We start from the raw sequence: 20,122 nt of genomic DNA, 5'->3' as shown, positions 1-20,122 counted from the left end.
CTACTCTTTAGTAACTATTATAAGTCTTTTCTTGGGGGAATCCATTCGTGAAATTATTTAACATGTTACGCAAAATAGATGAGAAACCAGATACAAAAAATGAAACTGTAACGGACGCTGCACCCGATACACAAGAAAAGGATCAAATAACATCCACCACTAATAATACACCAGCTGAAACACCAGATGAAAGCGCTAATTTACCTGTTTCAATAAAAGATCAGCGTATCGGCATAGAAGACCAAATGAATGAGCTTTCTCATCAATATACTCAATTGAGAAATGACCTCAAAACTAATCTTTTTACCGAAAAAGATGAACTAGAAAATAAAACCGATACATTATCTAACTACTTAGATACATTAAATCGTGATCAAGTCGAAACTAACGAAAAGTTAGCTGATATTAAATCACAAAATGACAACGCAGAAAAAGAAAAACTTGCTAGAGTTCGTGCAGATCAAAAAGAACAAGAAGAATTTCTTGCAGACTATAAAGATCAAAAGAATACCCTCACTGCCAAAATTGAACGCAGCCAACAAAATCTTGATGAAAAACAAAAAGATTTAGCTGAAAATGAACAATCCGAAAAAGATCTATCGGGATCCATCAAAGAAGAAAAAGACTTACAAAAGATGCTCGAATTGATGGAAGACCAAAAGGCCTCTATCAACAAACTGTACGATCAACGTGCTGATATTCAAAAGAATATTGATACTATTAACGAAGACATCGAGAACCTCAATGCCGAACTTGATGAAGTTAACGGTAAAATCAATAAAACTAATTCTGCTATCAATTCTCTAAAGGGTAACGCTAACCAGATCGAAAGTAAGATCAAAAACGATCGCAACTATCGTATTGAAACGACTGCCAGTTTAGAGCGACACATTCAAAGTCTTGATGAAGAACATAAAAAGATTGAATCAGAATTATCTGAAGTTAACAACAATAAAGCCTATGTTGAAAAATATATTAAAGATGTCTTCCATTCAGCTTTCCTAGTTCGTGATGTCTATTTAGATAAAGATAAGGACTACTTTGTCTTAGCTGATTCATTTGATAATAAAGATCAAATGAACAACCTATTTGATATGATCCGTTTCTTGGAATCTAAATTACAAAAACCAGTTAATGTTATCTCAACTTTCTATAATGAAAAGCTTGCAGAAACCGTTAATTCAGAAATTCAATCAAATCATCTAGAAACACCAAACGTAGTTAATTTATTCGATCAATTACAAGTTAGCGCAAACCCAAGTGAACAACCTGTTTCAATTCCTGAAAATGATGGCTGGATCACAAGAACAGATGTCGATACTAAAGATACTTTGATCTACGACCAAAATAATAATCTATTAATGACCGTTGAATATAACGAAGAAAAAATAAACCGTATAAATTACTATAAGAACGAACAAATTAATAAAACTAATATTTATAATGCATCTGGTCAATTGTCATCAGTCCAAATTTTCAATAAAAAACAAGAACTAACAGAACAAAGTTTTTATAGAACTGATGGATCAATCGTCTTAACCGTTATTTTTGAAGGTGAAAAAGCAACTAGTTATCAATTATTCGACGCAAATGGATTATTGGAACATGATTTCAATAAAAAAGACGAACTCATTGCTTGGTGGCTAAAGAGTTTAACTCTTGACAGCAGTAACAGTGTCTTTGTCGGTAACAATGATGATTTATTGTATAAGCTAATTACTAATGATAACAAGATCGAAAATGATAAATTTATTCCACTTCTAACAAACGCTCAAAAGAACGTTAAAGAAGTTATAAATCTATTGACTGCAAATACTAATATTTTGAATATCTTGGTTGAACATGCTGACGATTTACAAGCAATTGAAACGTCAACTACTCGTGACATAAGTGTCAGTTCAATTAGTCATTCAAGTAGCAACGAATTGTATTTACCAGACTCATTGAAGATTTAACAATGCGGGGCAAAAGGCAGTCTAACTGACCTTTGCCCCGTATTTTCGAGCACGACCTTATCAAATAGATTGGAAGATATTTATATGAAGACTATTTCTGTGATTGTTCCCTGTTATAACGAGGAAGAATCTATCGAACTTTATTATGAAGCCATGAATAAAGTTAAAACCGAAAATAATAAATTCAACTTGGAATACTGGTTTGTCGATGACGGTTCACACGATAAAACATATCCCGTTTTGCGTGAATTGCAAAAGAAACATAGCGATGAAGTACACTACATTTCCTTCTCAAGAAATTTTGGTAAAGAATCAGCTCTTTATGCTGGTCTAAATGAAGCCACAGGTGAATACACAGCCGTTATGGATGTCGATTTACAAGATCCGCCTGAAATGTTAGTGAAAATGTTTGATATGTTGGAGTCAGATGAATATGACTATGACTGTATCGGAACTGCCAGAATGGATCGTGAAGGAGAAAATCCTATTATTTCCTTCTTCTCTAACTCCTTTTATGGAGTGATCAATAAGATGTCACAAACTAAGATCATTCCAGGCGCTCGTGATTATCGTTTAATGACTCGCCAAATGGTCGATGCCATTCTTTCAATGACCGAATACAATCGTTTTTCAAAAGGAATATTTAGTTGGGTCGGCTTCAAGACTAAATATTTACCTTACAAAAATAGAGAACGTGTCGCTGGTACAACTTCTTGGAATTTTTGGAAATTATTTAAGTACGCTATAACGGGTATCGTTGACTTTACCGAACGACCTCTAATGTTTGCTACTTGGCTAGGATCCGCCTTTTCCATTGCATCAGTAATTGCCATCATTGCCATTATTGTCAGAAAAATTATTAATCCAATGAGTAGTGTCAATGGCTGGTCATCAATGATAACTATTATTTTACTTATCGGTGGAATACAATTATTGAGTATTGGTATTTTAGGGGAATATATTGGTAAAATATTCTTAGAAGTTAAAAAACGTCCAATTTATATTATTAAAGAGAAAAAATAACTAAATTAGACTGTTTGAGCATGCTTATTGATGTTCAGATAGTTTTTTTGTATATTTTATTTATCAGATGATAAATTCACTTTTTTAATAATTATGTTGGTATAATGAAGTTCAAGGAACATGAGGGTGAAACTATTAATGAATTCTAGAGATAAGCAAGCTGAAAAAACAAAAAAAGCTATCCTCGAAGTAGCTGCAAAGGATTTTTTGTCCCAAGGTTATCAAGCTACCTCGACCAGAAAAATAGCTAACGAACTACATATTACTCAACCTAATATGTATCATTACTACAAAAACAAGAAAGTTCTCTATATGAAAGCTATTGAATACGCTGTTGGTGGCTTTAGTGAAGGTTTAATGTCTGTCTATAAAGAGAACAAAGATATGCCCTTTGAAGATTTGATACTCACTATCTCAACATATATGATTGAAAACTTCCGCATCAATTATTTTATGATGCGTCATGACATAGAAACTGTCTTTAATGACGATGATCGAAAAGATATAAGTAAAAACTGGGATAGTGGATATTACAAGGTTATGTTTAATATTTTCCAATCACATAAAAGTGAATTACGATCTGATTTAGCAATTCCCGTACAAGTGGGGACCTTTTTGACCATGCTTTTACCTTATATCGAGTATAATGACGCTAAGCGAAAGCGTAATATCGCTAATTTAAGCACTATGGTCAAAATATTTATTCACGGTATTCAAAAAAAGTAAGGAGGTAATATGGAATTTATAACATTACTAGCACTAATGCTCTTTTTAACTCTGGTAGTTAGCCATATTTTCAATAGACTCAACCTCCCAGCTGTTATTGGACAACTTATCCTTGGTGTTATCTTAGGGAAAGGTGTCTTAGACATCGTTAAGTCGACTCATGAAGTAGAATTATTTGCTGAGATCGGCGTTATTTTGCTGATGTTTTTAGCTGGATTAGAAAGTGATCTAAAGTTGTTGAGAAAACATCTCCGCCCAAGTATCAATGTAGCAATTATGGGAGTTATCTTGCCAGTAATACTAACTTTACTGACAGCCTTGATTTTTAATATCAACCTAAAAGAAAGTATTTTTATCTCGGTTGTTTTCGCGGCAACTTCTGTTTCGATTTCAGTTGAAGTTTTAAAGAGTTTGAACTATCTATCAAGCGATTCTGGAGCTGTAATTTTAGGTGCTGCTGTAGCGGATGACATTTTAGCTATTTCGATTTTAAGCGTTATGTCCGGTACACTAACCGGAAACTTTTCAGCTCAAAAGCTGTTAACGTTACTAGGCATGTGGGTGATTTTCGGCGTTATTATCTACGTTGCACATCGCTGGATCATACCCCAGATAATGAAACTATCTGAATATATTGATGCGACTCATGCGCCAACTATTATGGCTCTAGTCGTATGTATGGTCTTCGCGTATATTGCCGACATCGTACAATTGGATGCCGTTTTAGGTGCTTTTGTAGCGGGAATTGCTATTTCAAATGCGCCCAAGTATAACGAAAAAATCAATCACAACATAGAAACTATTGGTTACTCTATCTTTATTCCGGTATTTTTCATAAGCATCGGTATTAACTTGGAATTTAACAGCTTTTTCCATGACTTTTGGTTGATTTTAATACTAACAGTCACTGGTATCATTGGAAAATTGATTGGTGCCGGATTCGGTGCGAGGATTTCAGGATTTGATTTCAAAGATTCTTACGTTATCGGATCAGGAATGATCTCTCGTGGTGAAATGGCTCTGATAATTGCCCAAATCGGATTCAGTGTAAAATTACTATCCGATGAATATTATTCAGCAGTTATTATAAGTATTATTTTAATTACAATTTTAGCCCCATTCTTTTTGAAACATTCTATTAGTAAAAATCCATTAAATTCAAATTAGAAGTATCCCTACTTTATTTAAGACTCCTGATAGATATATAATGGTAACGTAAACAATAATTATTTAAAAGACGAAGGAGACAAGTTATTATGGCCCATATTTTAGTATTAGGTGCAGGTTACGGTGGATTAAAAGCTGCTCGAGATCTAGCTAAAACTACTCCATCCGATACACAGATAGATTTAGTAGATAAAAATGAAAAACATGTAGAAAAAACAGCGTTACACATGATTGCTGCAGGTACAAGCAGAGCAGATGCCGTTAGTTTCGATGTTCGTTCTGTTCTTCCTTCCAACGTCAACTTCATCAAGGCTACTGTTAAAAATGTAGATCTTGATAATAAATCAGTTAGTTTCGAAGATCACGACGATATTTCTTACGACTACGTCATTGTAGCTCTAGGATTCAGATCAGAAGACTTCGGACTTGAAGGAGCTAGCGAAAATGCTCTTATTCTTCAAGATATTGAAACTGCCGAAAATATCTACAAGAAGATCAATGAAAATATTGCCAACTATAAAGAATCACAAAATGAAGCTGATTTGAGCATCGTTGTTTGTGGTGCTGGATTTACTGGTGTTGAAATTCTTGGTGAATTGATCGATACTGCTAAGATCCTAAAGGCAAAGTACGGCGTTCCTGAAATCAAAGTTACATGTCTAGAAATGGCCACACATATTCTTCCAATGTTTGATGAAGGTCTAGCTAATTATGCCGTATCATTCTTAGAAAAACATGGCATTAAGATTCTTACTGGTGCTAAGATCACTAAGATCGAAAAAGATGGCGTTATCTACATGGACGGTGAAGAAGAAAAACGTGTTGATGGTAGCACAATTATCTGGACTGTTGGTGTTAGTGGTAGTGATGTAATCAAGGATTCTGGATTAGAAGCTAGAAGAAACCGTGTTATGACAACAGAATTCTTAAACCTTGAAGATCATCCAGAAGCATTCTTCATCGGTGATGATTCAGCAATGATCCCTGATGGTCAAGAACGTCCACTTCCAACAACCGGCCAATTAGCTATTGCCGAAGGTACTGGTGCAGCATTTAATATCGCTGCATTGATCAACGGAAAAGACCTTAAGAAGTTTGTTTACCATTCACTTGGTACAATTGCTTCATTAGGTCAAAATCATGGTATTGCTGAAATTACAGATAAGAAGTTGAAGTTCAAGGGCTTCCCTGCTTCACTTCTAAAACGTGGTTCAGCCGATAGAAGTATCTATGAAGTTGCTGGAATTAAGACAGCAATCAAAAAGGGTACCATTTAATATAATTCAATAAAAAGTTGTGACTTTTGTCATAACTTTTTTATTTTGGGCAAAAAAATAAACCCTGCATAATATGCAAGGTTTAATTGGTGAAGTGCGGTGACCTTCCGAACGTTTTCACGCCGATCACGTACCTCCACCTGGTTTGGCACCAGAGATAGTATCGCACTATACTACTACCTAAGTCAATTTAATGGGATCTAATTCACCTATTTCTGGGCTGTAAACATCATCTTTCATCAGTTTTTTCAAACCTGATACAATCAAACAATTCAATGTTATAACGACAATAACTGTAAATAAGACTCCAATTATTTTAATCAATAATAATTTAATTCCACCACCAGTTAATAATCCATTGTTGATCACATTTGGATTTACAGTTTTTGTAGCAAACAAACCAGTTGCTAATGAACCAATAATTCCACTTACTCCATGTGAGCCAAAAATATCTAAGTAGTCGTTCAGGTGAAATTTATACTTCAAATTATTCATAAAATAAAAACTTCCCATTGCGGAAATGATCCCAATTATAAAAGCAGATGTTAAGGTTACATATCCTGCTGCTGGAGTTACCCCGACTAAGCCACAAATCGTACCCGTACAAATTCCGCTTAGCGTGATTTTTTTCTTATATGTATTCTCTAAAGCAATCCAAGTTAACATTGCTGACAGAGGCGCTACGGTCGTTGTAAGAAAAGCTTGTATCGCCTGTGTATTTAAAGCCATAGCGCTACCTGCATTAAATCCATACCACCCGATCCATAAAAGTCCGGTACCCATTAATATCCAAAAAGAATTTCCACTTGGTTGTTTTGCTGGTTTGTACGGCTTTAACAAAAAGTTCGATAATACTAAAGCCGTTATACCGGCATCGATATGAATAACTGTTCCGCCAGCAAAATCCAAAACACCCATCTGAGCAAGAAAACCATTACTGGACCATACCATATGTACTAACGGATAGTAGATCAGTAACGACCATAAAACAATAAATCCAATTACAAATTTAATTCTAGTTCGATTAGCGATTGCTCCTATAAACAATGCTGGTGTCAAAATGGCAAACATCATCTGAAAAAGAACAACGATCGATGTCGGTAATTTTGTAGTTCCAAATAAAGCTGTCATATTTACCCCTGATAAGAATAAATGATTAAAATTACCGATAATACCAAAATGATTTCCTTCAAAGGAAGCGGAATATCCTACTAAAACCCACATCAATCCAGCTATACCAAACATTAAGAAGCTATCAAATAAAATTCTGGTGATATTATTTTGGGGAACAAATCCACCATAAAAAACTGCGATGCCCGGCGTCATTACCCATACTAACAGTGTTGCTAAAATCATAAACACAATACTCATAAATATCACACCCTTATTTATTTAATGTTGCCGATTGTACTTCTTTTTAAAGATAAGGTATACCAATTTAACTTACAAAATTAAATTTCTTGAATTTACAAGCATTCTTATTATTTGTTTAAACATGAGATAAGTATTATTATCAATATAAATTTAGATATTGGAGGTTTAAAAATGACGGTTAGAAAAAATCAAACTTGTGTTATTTGTGACAACCATTTCTCTGCTACTGAAGGATTATTTATTAGAGATCTCAACCCTAAATTAACAGAATCCATTTATAGAATTATTCCTAACGCCAAGAACTCCTCCTTCATCTGCTTAAAAGATATTCAAAAAATTAGACTTACACAAATGCAGGAAATGGTTGATAAGGATTTAGAAAAAGATCGAAAAATGAATGCTTCTCTACAAAAAGAATTAGCTAAAGACAATTATGTTACTCGAAATATCAACGACACCATTCACGGAAAACTTACTAGAGGACAAAAACTAGCTGACCTTGTTGCCAGATTCGGCGGTAGTTGGGGTTTCATTATTACCTTTGTCATAATCTTGGTTCTTTGGATGGGGATTAATGTTACTCATTTTTTAGGAGTCAATTTTGACCCCTACCCGTTTATACTTCTTAATTTATTCCTTAGCTGTATCGCAGCCATTCAAGCTCCCATTATTATGATGAGTCAAAATCGTCAAGCTGATAGAGATCGCTTCGATGCCGAAAATGACTATCGAACCAATTCGAAATCTGAAATGGAAATCAGAATTTTACATGAAAAAGTTGATCAATTAAACGAAGTACAATGGCCACATATTTTAGAAATTCAAAAAATGCAGATATCTATTTTAAGTGAATTGGAAAATGAAATTCAAAGTCTCAAAAGTGAGAAAAATTCTCCATCATCCCGAAAGCGTCATCCTTCTAGACGACATTTTTAATGTGAGGAGATAATCATATGGAAAGAAAAACATCCTCATTTTCTAAATTAGGCATGCTGATAACTCTAGGCATTGTCTACGGAGATATAGGAACATCCCCGCTTTATGTAATGAATGCCATCATTAATGATGCAGGTAGTCTCAAAGAAGCTGTTCCTGAATATATAATCGGAAGTATTTCCTTGATCTTTTGGACTTTAATGCTGATAACAACTATCAAATACGTTCTTATAGCTATGAGAGCCGATAATAACCGCGAAGGTGGCATATTTGCCCTATTTGCTTTAGTTAAATCCAGCAAAAAATGGTTGATCATCCCGGCTCTTATTGGCGGATCAGCTTTATTAGCTGATGGAACACTAACACCTGCTGTTACTGTAACTTCTGCTATGGAAGGTATTAAAGGTCAAAAATTCGGCAGTTTAAGTTTTTCCAATAATCAATTTGTTATTTTAATAATTGTAACGATCATCTTAATGTCTATTTTCGTCATTCAAAAATTTGGTACTGAAAAAATCGGCCGCTCATTTGGACCGATCATGTTAGTTTGGTTCTCTTTTATTGGTTTGATTGGCTTAAAAAATTTATTCTCAAATTTAAGTGTTTTAAAAGCACTTTCTCCATTTTATGCAGTTAAAGTTTTAACCAGTCCGATCAATCACGTCGGTATATTCATTCTTGGCAGTGTATTTCTAGCCACCACCGGAGCGGAAGCTTTATATTCTGATATGGGACAAGTCGGCAAGCATAATATTTATGCCACTTGGCCTTTTGTCTACGTCATGCTCATGCTAAATTACCTCGGTCAAGGTGCCTGGGTAATGACAAACTACACTGAAAATAAATTTAATGGTATGAATACTATTAACCCCTTCTATGAAATGATACCTTCAAACTTAAAATTATTCGCCATTATAATCGCAACTTTAGCCGCTATAATTGCCTCACAAGCTTTAATAACCGGATCTTACACTTTAGTTCAAGAAGCTATCGGTCTTAAAATACTTCCACGTCTGAGAGTAAAATTTCCGGGAAAATTAAAGAGTCAACTTTACATTGGAACAGTAAATTGGATCCTTTGCTTGATAACGTTAGGTATCGTTTGGGGATTTAGAACTTCAGAACACATGGAAGCAGCCTATGGTTTGGCGATAACCATTACTATGCTGATGACGACTATCTTGCTACATCAATTTTTAATTATGAAAAAGCATCGTCACTTAGCATTTTTCTTTTTAGTTTTCTTTGTTGCACTAGAATCATTGTTCTTAATTTCTAGTCTCGTTAAATTCATCCATGGTGGCTATATTACCGTTATAATCACATCCCTGATCCTATCCGTTATGATCATCTGGTACTTTGGTAATAAACGTCGAGATGCCTATATGAATGAAAGTGAAAATGTTTCTTTGTTGGATTTTATCCCTCAATTAGAAAAATTAAGTAACGATAATTCTATTCCAATATATGCAACCAATTTGGTTTATATGCATAATGTCAGTTCTGATTATTCTATAAAAAGGTCGATCATCTATTCTATTCTTGATCAAGATCCTAAGAGAGCCAAAGTTTATTGGTTTATTTCCGTTAATCAAACCGACGCCCCGTATGAATGTAATTACAATGTCGATATGATGAATACTAGAAATGTAGTTAATGTTCAATTAAATTTGGGCTTTAAGAAATCACAACATGTTAATATTTATATTCGACAAATTATCAATTCGCTAATGAATGACGGTGCCATCGATCAACAAGATCCCAAATATTCTATGCTGCCCAACCGTCACGTAGGCTCATTTAAATTCATTATCCAAAATCAGCAATTTCAAGATTTAGGTGCTCAAGAATACATGCGTAGCCTAGATCGAGTTCTAATAGGTGGCCGTTTACTATTACAAAATATCACCATTAGTCCTTCACTTTGGTTTGGTTTGGAATTTAGTGATGTAGTCGAAGAAAAAGTTCCGCTTTTCTTAGGAATCCATGAAGATCCCTATCTTGTTTTAAATAAAATTAAAAATAGAGCGTGACATAAGGCGGTTAGAGAACGAGCATATCCTAGAATATCGAATAATTGAAAGTACACAATTATTCGATATTCGTAGATAAGCGGAGGTCTCTGCCTTATGTCACGCGTTTCAATAAATAATAATTGTAATACAACAAAATATAGCTTTTTCCACCTAAAATAAATAGGTCCAGTAATCTAAAATCGGATTACTGGACCTATTCGCCACGCTAGAAAGCTGAACCTGTTTTGCCCTATTCTCTATGTTGTTATTTTTTAATTGTAGCACCTAAAACTTTTTCAAAATGTTCCATTGCCCAATCATGACCTACTTGATTAAATGAGGCTACTCCTTGGCTATGGACTACGATTTTATATCCTAAATTATAAGCATCAACTGCTGTATGTAAAACACAGATATCTGTACATACACCAACTAAATGAAGTGTATCAACATCTCTTTCTCGTAAGCGAATATCTAATGCTGTTCCGGCAAAAGCACTATAACGAGTTTTATCAAACATCTCAACGTTACTTTCAGATTTATGCTTCTCGTACCAATCTTTTAAATCTCCGAAAAACTCTCTTCCCCAAGTGTCTTTAATATTATGGGCTGGGAAAAGTTTAGTTTCAGGATGATAAGAATCAAATAATTTATGAAGATCAGTTGGTAAGTATACCCAGTCACCTGACTTTCTCATATCTTCAGCTAACTTTATAATTCTTGGTTCAATTAACTGTCCTGGTTTACCACAAGTTAAAGCGCCATTGTCGGCAACAAAATCGTTTGTATAATCAATAATTAAAAGAGCTTGGTTTGACATGAGAGTACCTGCTTTCCTTTTTACTTTGATTATTGATGGTTATGAAGATTAAGTCAAATACAATTTAATGATTATTCTGTTGGAGTGCTTTCATCAAACGCAATTATTTTTTTGGCGATCTCTGCTGGTTTTTCAATGAAGGCGATGTGTCCGGTATTAGGAACATCTTCCATTTTAAGATTAGGAACACGACCAATAGTTGCTTTAGCATCCTTGATCCCAGCTTCTCCTAAAATTTGATCTCCATCTGAAAATAATGCTAAGGTTGGCAGATTAAACTTACGCATTCTGCGGTTCAAAGCCATTTCTTCCAAATATTTATCAGTTGATTTTAATAATTGTTTAGCTACTTTTTTATCAGTTTCTTTAGCTGAATCAGCTATAACATTAGGATCTTCCAAGTTAGAAGTATCAAAATCTTTTGCAAAGTATAAATTAGATTTAACTGAAGATTTAGCCATTTTACCTAATAAGGGTATCGACGATAATGTTGTCGAAGTATCCAAATCAGCATATTTTTGCGTTGCGGGAGTGTTTAGCATAATTTTTTTGGACATTGCTATGTCATGTTGTTCAGCCATTCGATTGACGATAAGTCCACCAACGCCATATCCAAAGACAATTACTGGCTTAAGGATCTTGATTCGGCCAATACCTTCCCACATTGCCCAAGCTTCAATATCGATCGTATAAAGGTCATCCTTACCTTCACTAGAATTACCCTGTCCTAATAGATCCATCGCTACAACTGTATATTTATCAGTCAAATAAGGTGTAATAGCATCATAATACGAAATAGATCCATTGACCCCTGAAACTAAAACAATAATGTCTTTATCATCATTCACATCGCCAGTTACTCTAATGTTTACAAATCCACGTGATGTCTCTAGTTTATTTTCCAAATCTATTGCCTCTTTATCTTTTTCTATCATTCAAAATATACCGAAAAAACTAGACTTTTGCATTGTATTTGTCTGTTTTTAATCAAAAAGTAATCTTCGTAAGCATAATTTTATTCTATCAAAGTTTCTTTACTTTAATATGGTGCATGTGAAATATTTAAACGATTGACATTTAATAGGTAACTTAAGTAATCTAATAGAGGTTATTTTACAGGTAGGTAAATTATGAAAGAAAAAATTTTCAAAAAAGCAGATTACAAGAAATTCATCTCTAAGGATTCGCATTTCACAAAATCTCTGACCAAAAATAATTTGATTGCCATGGGAATTGGATCAATTATCGGGACAGGAATTTTTATTCTTCCCGGGATCGTCGCATACTCAACTTCTGGTCCCAGTATTACAATATCTTTTATTTTGGCAGCAATCGTTTGTATCCTCGCAGCCATGTGCTTTGCTGAACTATCTTCAACTTTTCCAGTTGCCGGGAGCACTTATTCATACGGAAGCATCGTCTTTGGACAATTACCCGGTTGGATCGTAGGCTGGGCATTATGTTTAGAGTACATATTAGGCGTTGCAGCCGTTTCTTCAGGTTTCTCTGCCTACTTCGTTAGTTTGTTTCAAGGATTCGGTATAGAGCTTCCTAAGGCGTTAACAGGACCCTTTGTTCCTTCTCAAGGGACGATTATTAATTTACCATCCGTTGTAGTATTAATATTGATCTATCTTTTACTAAGACGCGGTGTTCAAGCTTCAGCTAAAATGAACGCCGTCATGGTTTTCGTGAAGTTGGCCGTTATTATCGCCTTCATCGCTATTGGATTTTTCTATATTAAGCCAGAAAACTACCATCCCTATTTTCCAATGGGAGGATTAGGTGTAGTAAAAGGAGCTGCACTTGTTTTCTTCTCCTATTTAGGATTTGATATCATACCTTCTTCAGCGCCAGAAGTTAAAGATCCACAAAAAAACATCCCCGCAGGGATCATGATCTCTCTAGCAATTTGTGCGGCTTTATATCTTGTCATGGCGGCAGTATTAACTGGTATGGTTAATTACAAAAATTTAAACGTTTCCGACCCAGTAGTATTGGCACTTAGATATGTTGGACTTGGCAAAGTGGCTTTTGTGATCACAATTGGTGCATTAGCAGGGATGTTCACCATGATGCTGAATACACTTTATGGTGGATCTCGTTTAGTTTATGCACTTGGACGCGATAAAATGATCCCCGCAAAATTTGGTAAATTAGATAAAAAATCAAATATGCCAATGTTATCTTTGAATGCCATAACAATTATGGCTGTTTTTCTAGGCGGTTTAGTTTCTTTAAAGGAATTAACGAGCTTAGTTAACATCGGAACATTATTATCGTTCACCTTTGTTTCATTAGGAGTTATTAAGTTAAGACATCTAAAAGATACTCCAGAAAGCAGTTTCCACGTACCTTTTTATCCATTTTTCCCGATCCTTTCAGCATTTCTATGCATCTTATTAATGACACAAGTAAGTATAAATTCTTGGATTGCTTTTATTGGATGGATAGCACTGGGTACCGGTATATATTTCGCTTATGGATATCGCCAAGCAGATTAAAGAGCGCGCCATAAGGCTTAACTACGTGTTTCAATAAATAAGAGCAGTAATCCGATTTTTTGGATTACTGCTCTTATTCTTTTAAGTGGAAAAGTCTACGCTTTATCACACTTCTTAAATTATCTATACAAATTCTAAAGCTTGTTTTAAATCATCGATCAAATCATGATAATCTTCTAATCCAACTGAAAGTCTGATCAATTCATCTTTGATCCCCACTTTTAATCTTTCTTCACGAGGAATTTCAGCATGTGATTGAAACGCTGGAACTTCTGCCAGACTTTCAACTGAACCTAAACTGACAGCAAATGAAATCATCTTAATATGATTTACAAAAGCTTTAGCATCAAGACCTGGTTTTAGTTCAAATGACAACACTCCACCAAATCCTTTACATTCATCTTTAATGGCATCAAAATTTTTATCACCATCATGACCTGGATAATGAATTGTTTGAATATGTGAATCGTTTTCTAAAAAGTCAATTATTTTTTCAACGTTAAATAAGTGGCGATCCATTCTAACAGCCAAAGTTTGGATACCTCTTTGCAAAATACTACATTCCTGTGGTGGTAGCACAGCACCAGTAGTATTTTGATAATTATAAATTTGATCTGCAACTTTCTTGTCCTTAACCACTACAACTCCAGCGATAAGGTCTGAATGACCTGCTAAATATTTAGTTGCGGAATGAATTACAATATCTGCTCCCAAATTAAGTGGTTGTTGCAAGTAAGGTGATAGGAAAGTATTATCGATCACCGTTAAAATTTGATGTTTCTTAGCGATGGCAGTTATTTGACGAACATCAGTTAATTGTAATAACGGATTCGTAACAGTTTCAAAATAAATAGCTTTAGTTTCTGGAGAAATGGCATTCTCAACTGCTTTTGAGTCTCTAGTATCGACTGAAGTAAAAGTAACTCCATTTGGTTTTAAATAATCATTAATGTATCTAAAAGTTCCACCATAAATATTGTCACCAATAACAATATTGTCACCAGGCTTAAAAATAGAAAATGCGGCCGTGATAGCTGCCATCCCTGAAGCGAAGGCAAATCCGGCAATTCCATTTTCCAGTTTGGCTAATAGTTGTTCTAATGATGCTCTAGTAGGATTACCTGATCTTTCGTAATCCCAGCGAACATCTGCTCCAAATTTAGGATAGACATAAGTTGATGAGTTATAAACTGGTGTATTTATCGCACCTGTTTGATTATCATCAATTCTTCCTCCATGAATCAATGTGGTATTAAACTTTGACATATTAAATCCCCCTCAATATAAAGCATCTCAAGACACTTTATTGGCAAGTATATTAGCATTGTTTTAATTTTATTACAATATAACTTTCAACCCAGTTTTGTTGGATTGTTTCACATGGAACATTCTGTATTAGGAACATACGTTTCTACTACATATGGTGTTCTATTTTGAATGAACGATTTTGTAACAGGTTTCATGACTTAAAATAGATGATTCCGGACTAACTGGATTCTCTAATTTTTCCGAAACAGAATTCAAAAATGAAATTATTATCGTTTTAAAACCTCTAGTAACAAGATTCTGCTCCCAATCAGGACGAGAAATCATCTCTATTCCACCCGTACTATATCGTTGTAACATACTCAAATTAGTAACAACAGCCCTTTTGTCATTTCCTTGAACAACACTTTGCTCTAAATTTAATCCACTCATCATATTAGTAGTAACTTGAACTTGGCTTTTTTCTCCTTCAATTTCTAAATATGATTGTGCTAAATTCTCATCTGACAAAATTAATCGTGAATTAACTTTTTTTACTGGTTCATCCATCAAATATAAAGCTGTATCGACACTATGTATTGCTAAGTCAAAAATTGCTTTATGGACGGATTGCTCTACATTTTCACGTGTTTTTTCAACTGTTATCATTCGTTTATTAGGAATTTTCTTCAATTCTTGGTTAAATGGTGCAAAACGGCGATTAAAGCCACAAGTTAACAGTAATTTTTTATCAGCAGCTAATTTATAAAGTCTTTTTACCTCATCGATATCTTCAGAGACTGGTTTATCAACATAAACATTTATTCCCGACATAAGCAGTTTTTCAATAATTTCTGCATGTGTATGCGTTGGTGTATGTACAAAAACAGCCAGCGGATGTTCAGCAATTAACTGATCTAATGTTTGATGAAGATGACTAAAGTTATATTTTTTCTTTAAGAATTCCCCTTTATCTTTATTACGAGTAGTAAGATGCCATTCATATTTATCTTGTAATTCTGACATTACAGGTAAATATGCTTTTTGAGCAATTTTTCCTAAACCAATAACTCCAATTTTTTCCAAAATAATTCTCCAATCACTGAATTTTAAAATTATGATTTCTTATTAATGTTTCACATGGAACATGTGGTGTATAAACATATGCTGTAATACTATATATGGTGTTTTATGATTATAACTATAATTCTAATTTCAAGTATACAATATACAAAAAAAGTTCCAAGTAGAGGGTTTATCTCTACTTGGAACTAATCTTGATTTGCTTTTATCATGAATATTATTTATTGAAACGCGTGCCATAGATAACTTTAATCAAACAATGGAATTTTTTCTTGTGTTTTAACGTCAAACATCCCGACGTCAGAAATTTTTAATTCTTGAGAAACTAATAATGACAAGGTTGAGAATGACATAATTTCGTTGAAATTAACATATCCTAAACGATTCATCGCTTCTCTAACTTTTTTTAATTTCATAGCTAGAATATCTACTGGTTCACTACTTATAATTCCTCCAACATTTAAAGGAACATTAGCTGTTATTTCTCCATCTTCAGCTACAATATAGCCACCTTGCTGATCGATCAACTGATGTTGCACTTTTACTATATCATCCAAATTAGTTCCCATGACCATTAAATTATGATGATCATGTGCCCAAGTTGTACCAACTGCTCCCGACTTATTAAGAGTATTCTTAACTAATCCAAAACTCATATTGCCGTTCTTGCCGTATCTTTCTTGAACAATTAATAGTGATAAACCAGCTGATTGCCAATCTACTCGACCATCCAAAACATTCAATGTAATTTTTTCATGCTTAGTAAAAGTACCATGTTCATTGACCGCTATTATATTTGCGGTTACTTTTTCCTTGGAATTTTTTAAAATCAAATCTTCCTTAGTAATTTTTTTAGCGTGAACTGTCGTCTGCAAATATTTAGGAAAATCAGCACGCTTTGGAGGTAATTCTTCTACCGGTACACCTGATTTAAATACTTGATCAATTTTAAATTCATTTAAATCTGATAATGCAATCAAATCAGCTACTCTACCAGGAGCGATAACTCCACGATCATTCAAAGACATTCTTCTTGCTGGTGTGAAAGTCGTCATGTAAATGGCTTTCTCAGCAGGTAAGCCAAGTTTAATAGCTTCTTTAACGATCAAATTCAAATGACCATTTACTAAATCATCGGCCATCACATCATCAGTAACAAAACCTGCGTACTCATAAAGATTATGTTTAACAATTGCCTGCATATTCTCTTTTGAGAGTGATTTTTTTTGAAATTGGATATACATACCATTATTGATTCTTTCCAGCATCGTTTCTGGAGTTTGGAATGTATGGTCAGAAGTTATCCCACTAGCTACAAATTTGGCTAAATCTTCACCACTATATTTAGGACAATGTCCTTCAAGCGGCATCGTTGGACGTTTATTTTGACATAAACGAATGATCTGTCTGATCAAGGAATCAGGCTCGTCTACGATTCCTTTAAAGTTCATAGCTTCACCTAAACAAATAATTCGCTTGTCTTTTAAAAGCTCACTAACTTCAGATAGTCCAATAACTCCACCTGTTGTTTCCATATCAGTTCTAGTTGAAGGAACAGAAGACGGAATGGCATAGAAAGTATCTATTACACTACTTTGATTCATAAAATCCTTTAGACCTTGTAATCCAGCTACATTAGTAATTTCATGTGCATCTGCAACTACTGTTGTTGTCCCAAACTTAACGGCAACACTACCAAAGTTAGCTGGACCCGTCATAGAACTTTCGATATGCATATGGGAATCGATCAGACCTGGGATAAGATATTTACCTTTTGCATCAATTGTTGTTTTGGCATCGTAACTTAAATCACTATCGACTCTTTCAATTTTTCCATCTTTAATAGCAATATCTTTTTTCTCAAAAGTTTGATTAAAACTATTAAAAACTTTTCCATTAATGATTAAAGTGTCTATTTTCATATTTTCCTCTTTAGTTCATTGTTTGGTTCCAAGTTTTGATCCATGTTGGCAATTCTTTGTTTACATAGTTAAAATCAATTAATTTAGCACGTTTAGCAACATCACCAAAAGTCATATGTTTAACATCACGTGTTAGTGTTACCTGATCATTTACCGGTGCATTATTCAATGAATCTGATCCGGCAACAGTTGTTTGTGAATCTTTACTAATACGATAGTCGATATATTTATAAGCTGCGTCAGTATTCTTGCTGTTCTTTAAGATTGAAACTGTATCATAGTTAGCATAAGTTCCTGATTCTGGTACTACATAATCTACATCAGGAGCTGCACCTTGAATCATATCTACAGCAAAGTCACCAACAACTGCGGCGTCAATTTCACCTGATTTAAACATATTTGCTAAATCTGAAGATTTTGAATAAGTTTTAACAACATTAGGTTTTAATTCTTTTAAAGCACCAAAAGCGGCTTTTCCGTCATCTTTTGTTACATCTGTTTTAGCATGTTCTCCGGCAACATAAACCATTGCTGGACCAAAGGTTGTTGAAATATCAGGAATAGCAATTCTATTTTCTAATTTCTTATCCCATAATTGATCCCATGAAGTAATTTTACCTACTGTTTTAGGATTATAGATGATACCAATACTATTAACTGTGTAAGGAACACTATTTGTATCTTTAGCTAATTTTTGTTGTTCTTTACTTAAATACTTGAAATTCTTAATTTTATTGAAGTCTAATTTTTTAAATAAGCCCTTCTTTTGACCTGCAACAGCATTATTTTGAGCTAATTCAATTACATCAACACTAGAATTAGGATTATGTTCAATTTGAGTAAATCTTGATGAACTATCACCAAATTGACTCTTAACTTTTACTTTATTATCTTTTTGGAAAGGTTTAAAAACATCATTTGTCATCTGTTTAGTAGCTAATCCAAAAGTAGAAACAGTTAATTGTTTACTCTCTTTACTGCTGTTGTTGCTGCACCCTGCTACTAGTAAAGTCATTAGTAAAGTTGTAACGATCGCAAAGAATTTAGTATTTTTTTTCATGTTAATCTCCTATTTATCCTCTAATTCAATCAATGATTGTTCTGGAAAATTCAATGTAATTTCAGCATTTGTTGAAGACTGATCTTCAGTCGTATTAACTTTTAAAACCCCAATTTCAGTTTCAACAAGATATTGATAGTAGTTACCTAAGAAATTTTTCGAAATGACTTTCCCCGAAAGCATATTTTCTCCTGAGCCAATTTCGATGTTTTCTGGTCTGATGGTTAACAGCTTTCCTTCAATATCTTTATGATATTGCCACTGTTTACTTTCAGCCCATTCTTTAGAAATGAAATTCTCATATCCTATAAATCTTGCAACAAATTCAGTTCTAGGATTTTTGTAAATATTTTGCGGTGTATCTAATTGTTCGATCTGTCCTTGATTCATTAAAGCAACTCGATCAGAAATGGCAAAACATTCTTCCTGATCATGGGTGACAAAGATCGTTGTCATCTTTAATTTTTGTTGCAGTCGATGAATCTCTTCACGCATTTCAATACGTAATTTAGCATCCAGATTACTTAAAGGTTCATCTAAAAGTAGAACGCTGGGGTTGATTGCTAATGCTCTGGCTAAAGATACTCGCTGTTGCTGACCACCAGATAATTCACTAGGCATTCGGTCTTTGAGATTAGATAATCCTGTTATATCAAGAATATCTAGAGCTTTTTGTTCAATTTCTTTTTTATCTAATTTTCGTCTTTTTAAACCAAAGGTAATATTTTGAAAAATTGTCATATGTGGAAATAAAGCATAACTTTGGAAAACCATTCCAAAGTTTCTTTTATAAACTGGCACCTTACTAATATCTTTCCCTGAAACTTTAATAGTTCCTTTTTGAATAGGAATCAGTCCAGATATTAAACGGAGCATCGTCGTTTTACCACAACCACTAGGTCCTAAAATAGATAATAATTCTCCATCTTTAATGTCCAATGACAATCCATCAAGAATTTGTTTACCCTTTTGATAAGACATTGATAAATCTGATATTTCAATATTTGCCAAGTTA

16 protein-coding genes are annotated in these 20,122 nt (G+C 34.0%); 8 read left to right on the top strand and 8 right to left on the bottom strand.

The features are described 5' to 3' along the window. Positions 1 to 47: 47 nt before the first annotated feature. From EKM77_RS03985 to EKM77_RS03965, 5 genes are all read left to right on the top strand, one after another. Positions 48 to 1,955, top strand: a complete 1,908-nt coding sequence (locus EKM77_RS03985) for a coiled-coil domain-containing protein (protein ID WP_125592765.1) — start codon at positions 48 to 50, stop codon at positions 1,953 to 1,955. An 84-nt stretch (positions 1,956 to 2,039) separates the two neighbouring features. Beyond that, the gene (locus EKM77_RS03980) at positions 2,040 to 2,978 is read left to right on the top strand and encodes a glycosyltransferase family 2 protein (protein WP_125592764.1); all 939 of its coding nucleotides are present in this window, start codon (positions 2,040 to 2,042) and stop codon (positions 2,976 to 2,978) included. A 138-nt stretch (positions 2,979 to 3,116) separates the two neighbouring features. Further along, positions 3,117 to 3,704, top strand: a complete 588-nt coding sequence (locus EKM77_RS03975; RefSeq protein ID WP_125592763.1) for a TetR/AcrR family transcriptional regulator — start codon at positions 3,117 to 3,119, stop codon at positions 3,702 to 3,704. 9 nt (positions 3,705 to 3,713) lie between these two features. Beyond that, positions 3,714 to 4,871 carry a cation:proton antiporter gene (locus EKM77_RS03970; RefSeq protein WP_125592762.1) on the top strand — a complete coding sequence of 386 codons (1,158 nt, stop codon included), beginning with the start codon at positions 3,714 to 3,716 and terminating at the stop codon, positions 4,869 to 4,871. Between the two features lie 89 nt (positions 4,872 to 4,960). After that, on the top strand, positions 4,961 to 6,148 hold the full coding sequence (locus tag EKM77_RS03965; protein WP_125592761.1) for an NAD(P)/FAD-dependent oxidoreductase: 1,188 nt from the start codon (positions 4,961 to 4,963) through the stop codon (positions 6,146 to 6,148). 180 nt (positions 6,149 to 6,328) lie between these two features. Here EKM77_RS03965 and EKM77_RS03960 read toward each other — a convergent pair whose 3' ends face one another. Next, positions 6,329 to 7,519, bottom strand: coding sequence for an ammonium transporter (locus EKM77_RS03960; protein ID WP_125592760.1), 1,191 nt, complete (start codon positions 7,517 to 7,519; stop codon positions 6,329 to 6,331). A 174-nt stretch (positions 7,520 to 7,693) separates the two neighbouring features. Between EKM77_RS03960 and EKM77_RS03955 the strand changes: the two genes are divergently transcribed. Together EKM77_RS03955 and EKM77_RS03950 are read left to right on the top strand one after the other, a co-directional pair. Then, positions 7,694 to 8,458 carry a DUF1003 domain-containing protein gene (locus EKM77_RS03955; protein ID WP_125592759.1) on the top strand — a complete coding sequence of 255 codons (765 nt, stop codon included), beginning with the start codon at positions 7,694 to 7,696 and terminating at the stop codon, positions 8,456 to 8,458. A 17-nt stretch (positions 8,459 to 8,475) separates the two neighbouring features. Further along, complete coding sequence (locus EKM77_RS03950) at positions 8,476 to 10,491, top strand: KUP/HAK/KT family potassium transporter (protein ID WP_125592758.1); 2,016 nt, start codon at positions 8,476 to 8,478, stop codon at positions 10,489 to 10,491. Positions 10,492 to 10,738: 247 nt separating this feature from the next. On the opposite strand, the gene EKM77_RS03945 is transcribed toward EKM77_RS03950, so the two are convergent. Both EKM77_RS03945 and EKM77_RS03940 read right to left on the bottom strand, forming a co-directional pair. Next, positions 10,739 to 11,293: a cysteine hydrolase family protein gene (locus EKM77_RS03945; RefSeq protein WP_125592757.1), complete on the bottom strand. Its 555-nt coding sequence runs from the start codon at positions 11,291 to 11,293 to the stop codon at positions 10,739 to 10,741. 71 nt (positions 11,294 to 11,364) lie between these two features. Continuing rightward, on the bottom strand, positions 11,365 to 12,198 hold the full coding sequence (locus EKM77_RS03940; RefSeq protein WP_225425181.1) for an alpha/beta fold hydrolase: 834 nt from the start codon (positions 12,196 to 12,198) through the stop codon (positions 11,365 to 11,367). 225 nt (positions 12,199 to 12,423) lie between these two features. Here EKM77_RS03940 and EKM77_RS03935 point away from each other — a divergent pair, with 225 nt between their 5' ends. Then, positions 12,424 to 13,797, top strand: coding sequence for an APC family permease (locus EKM77_RS03935; RefSeq protein ID WP_125592755.1), 1,374 nt, complete (start codon positions 12,424 to 12,426; stop codon positions 13,795 to 13,797). A gap of 123 nt (positions 13,798 to 13,920) precedes the next feature. On the opposite strand, the gene EKM77_RS03930 is transcribed toward EKM77_RS03935, so the two are convergent. From EKM77_RS03930 to EKM77_RS03910, 5 genes are all read right to left on the bottom strand, one after another. Beyond that, positions 13,921 to 15,063 (bottom strand): trans-sulfuration enzyme family protein, encoded by a 1,143-nt coding sequence (locus EKM77_RS03930; protein WP_125592754.1) that lies wholly within the window; start codon positions 15,061 to 15,063, stop codon positions 13,921 to 13,923. A 162-nt stretch (positions 15,064 to 15,225) separates the two neighbouring features. Beyond that, the gene (locus EKM77_RS03925) at positions 15,226 to 16,128 is read right to left on the bottom strand and encodes a Gfo/Idh/MocA family protein (RefSeq protein WP_125592753.1); all 903 of its coding nucleotides are present in this window, start codon (positions 16,126 to 16,128) and stop codon (positions 15,226 to 15,228) included. A 245-nt stretch (positions 16,129 to 16,373) separates the two neighbouring features. Further along, complete coding sequence (locus EKM77_RS03920; protein WP_125592752.1) at positions 16,374 to 18,047, bottom strand: adenine deaminase C-terminal domain-containing protein; 1,674 nt, start codon at positions 18,045 to 18,047, stop codon at positions 16,374 to 16,376. 10 nt (positions 18,048 to 18,057) lie between these two features. Further along, positions 18,058 to 19,107, bottom strand: coding sequence for an ABC transporter substrate-binding protein (locus tag EKM77_RS03915; RefSeq protein ID WP_125592751.1), 1,050 nt, complete (start codon positions 19,105 to 19,107; stop codon positions 18,058 to 18,060). 9 nt (positions 19,108 to 19,116) lie between these two features. Next, positions 19,117 to 20,118 (bottom strand): ABC transporter ATP-binding protein, encoded by a 1,002-nt coding sequence (locus EKM77_RS03910; protein WP_125592750.1) that lies wholly within the window; start codon positions 20,116 to 20,118, stop codon positions 19,117 to 19,119. Positions 20,119 to 20,122 lie beyond the last annotated feature (4 nt).

The organism is Companilactobacillus baiquanensis, assembly GCF_003946605.1.
Lineage (GTDB): Bacteria > Bacillota > Bacilli > Lactobacillales > Lactobacillaceae > Companilactobacillus > Companilactobacillus baiquanensis.
The sequence above is the reverse complement of the archived record's forward strand: the minus strand, read 5'-3'. Positions and strand labels throughout refer to the sequence as shown.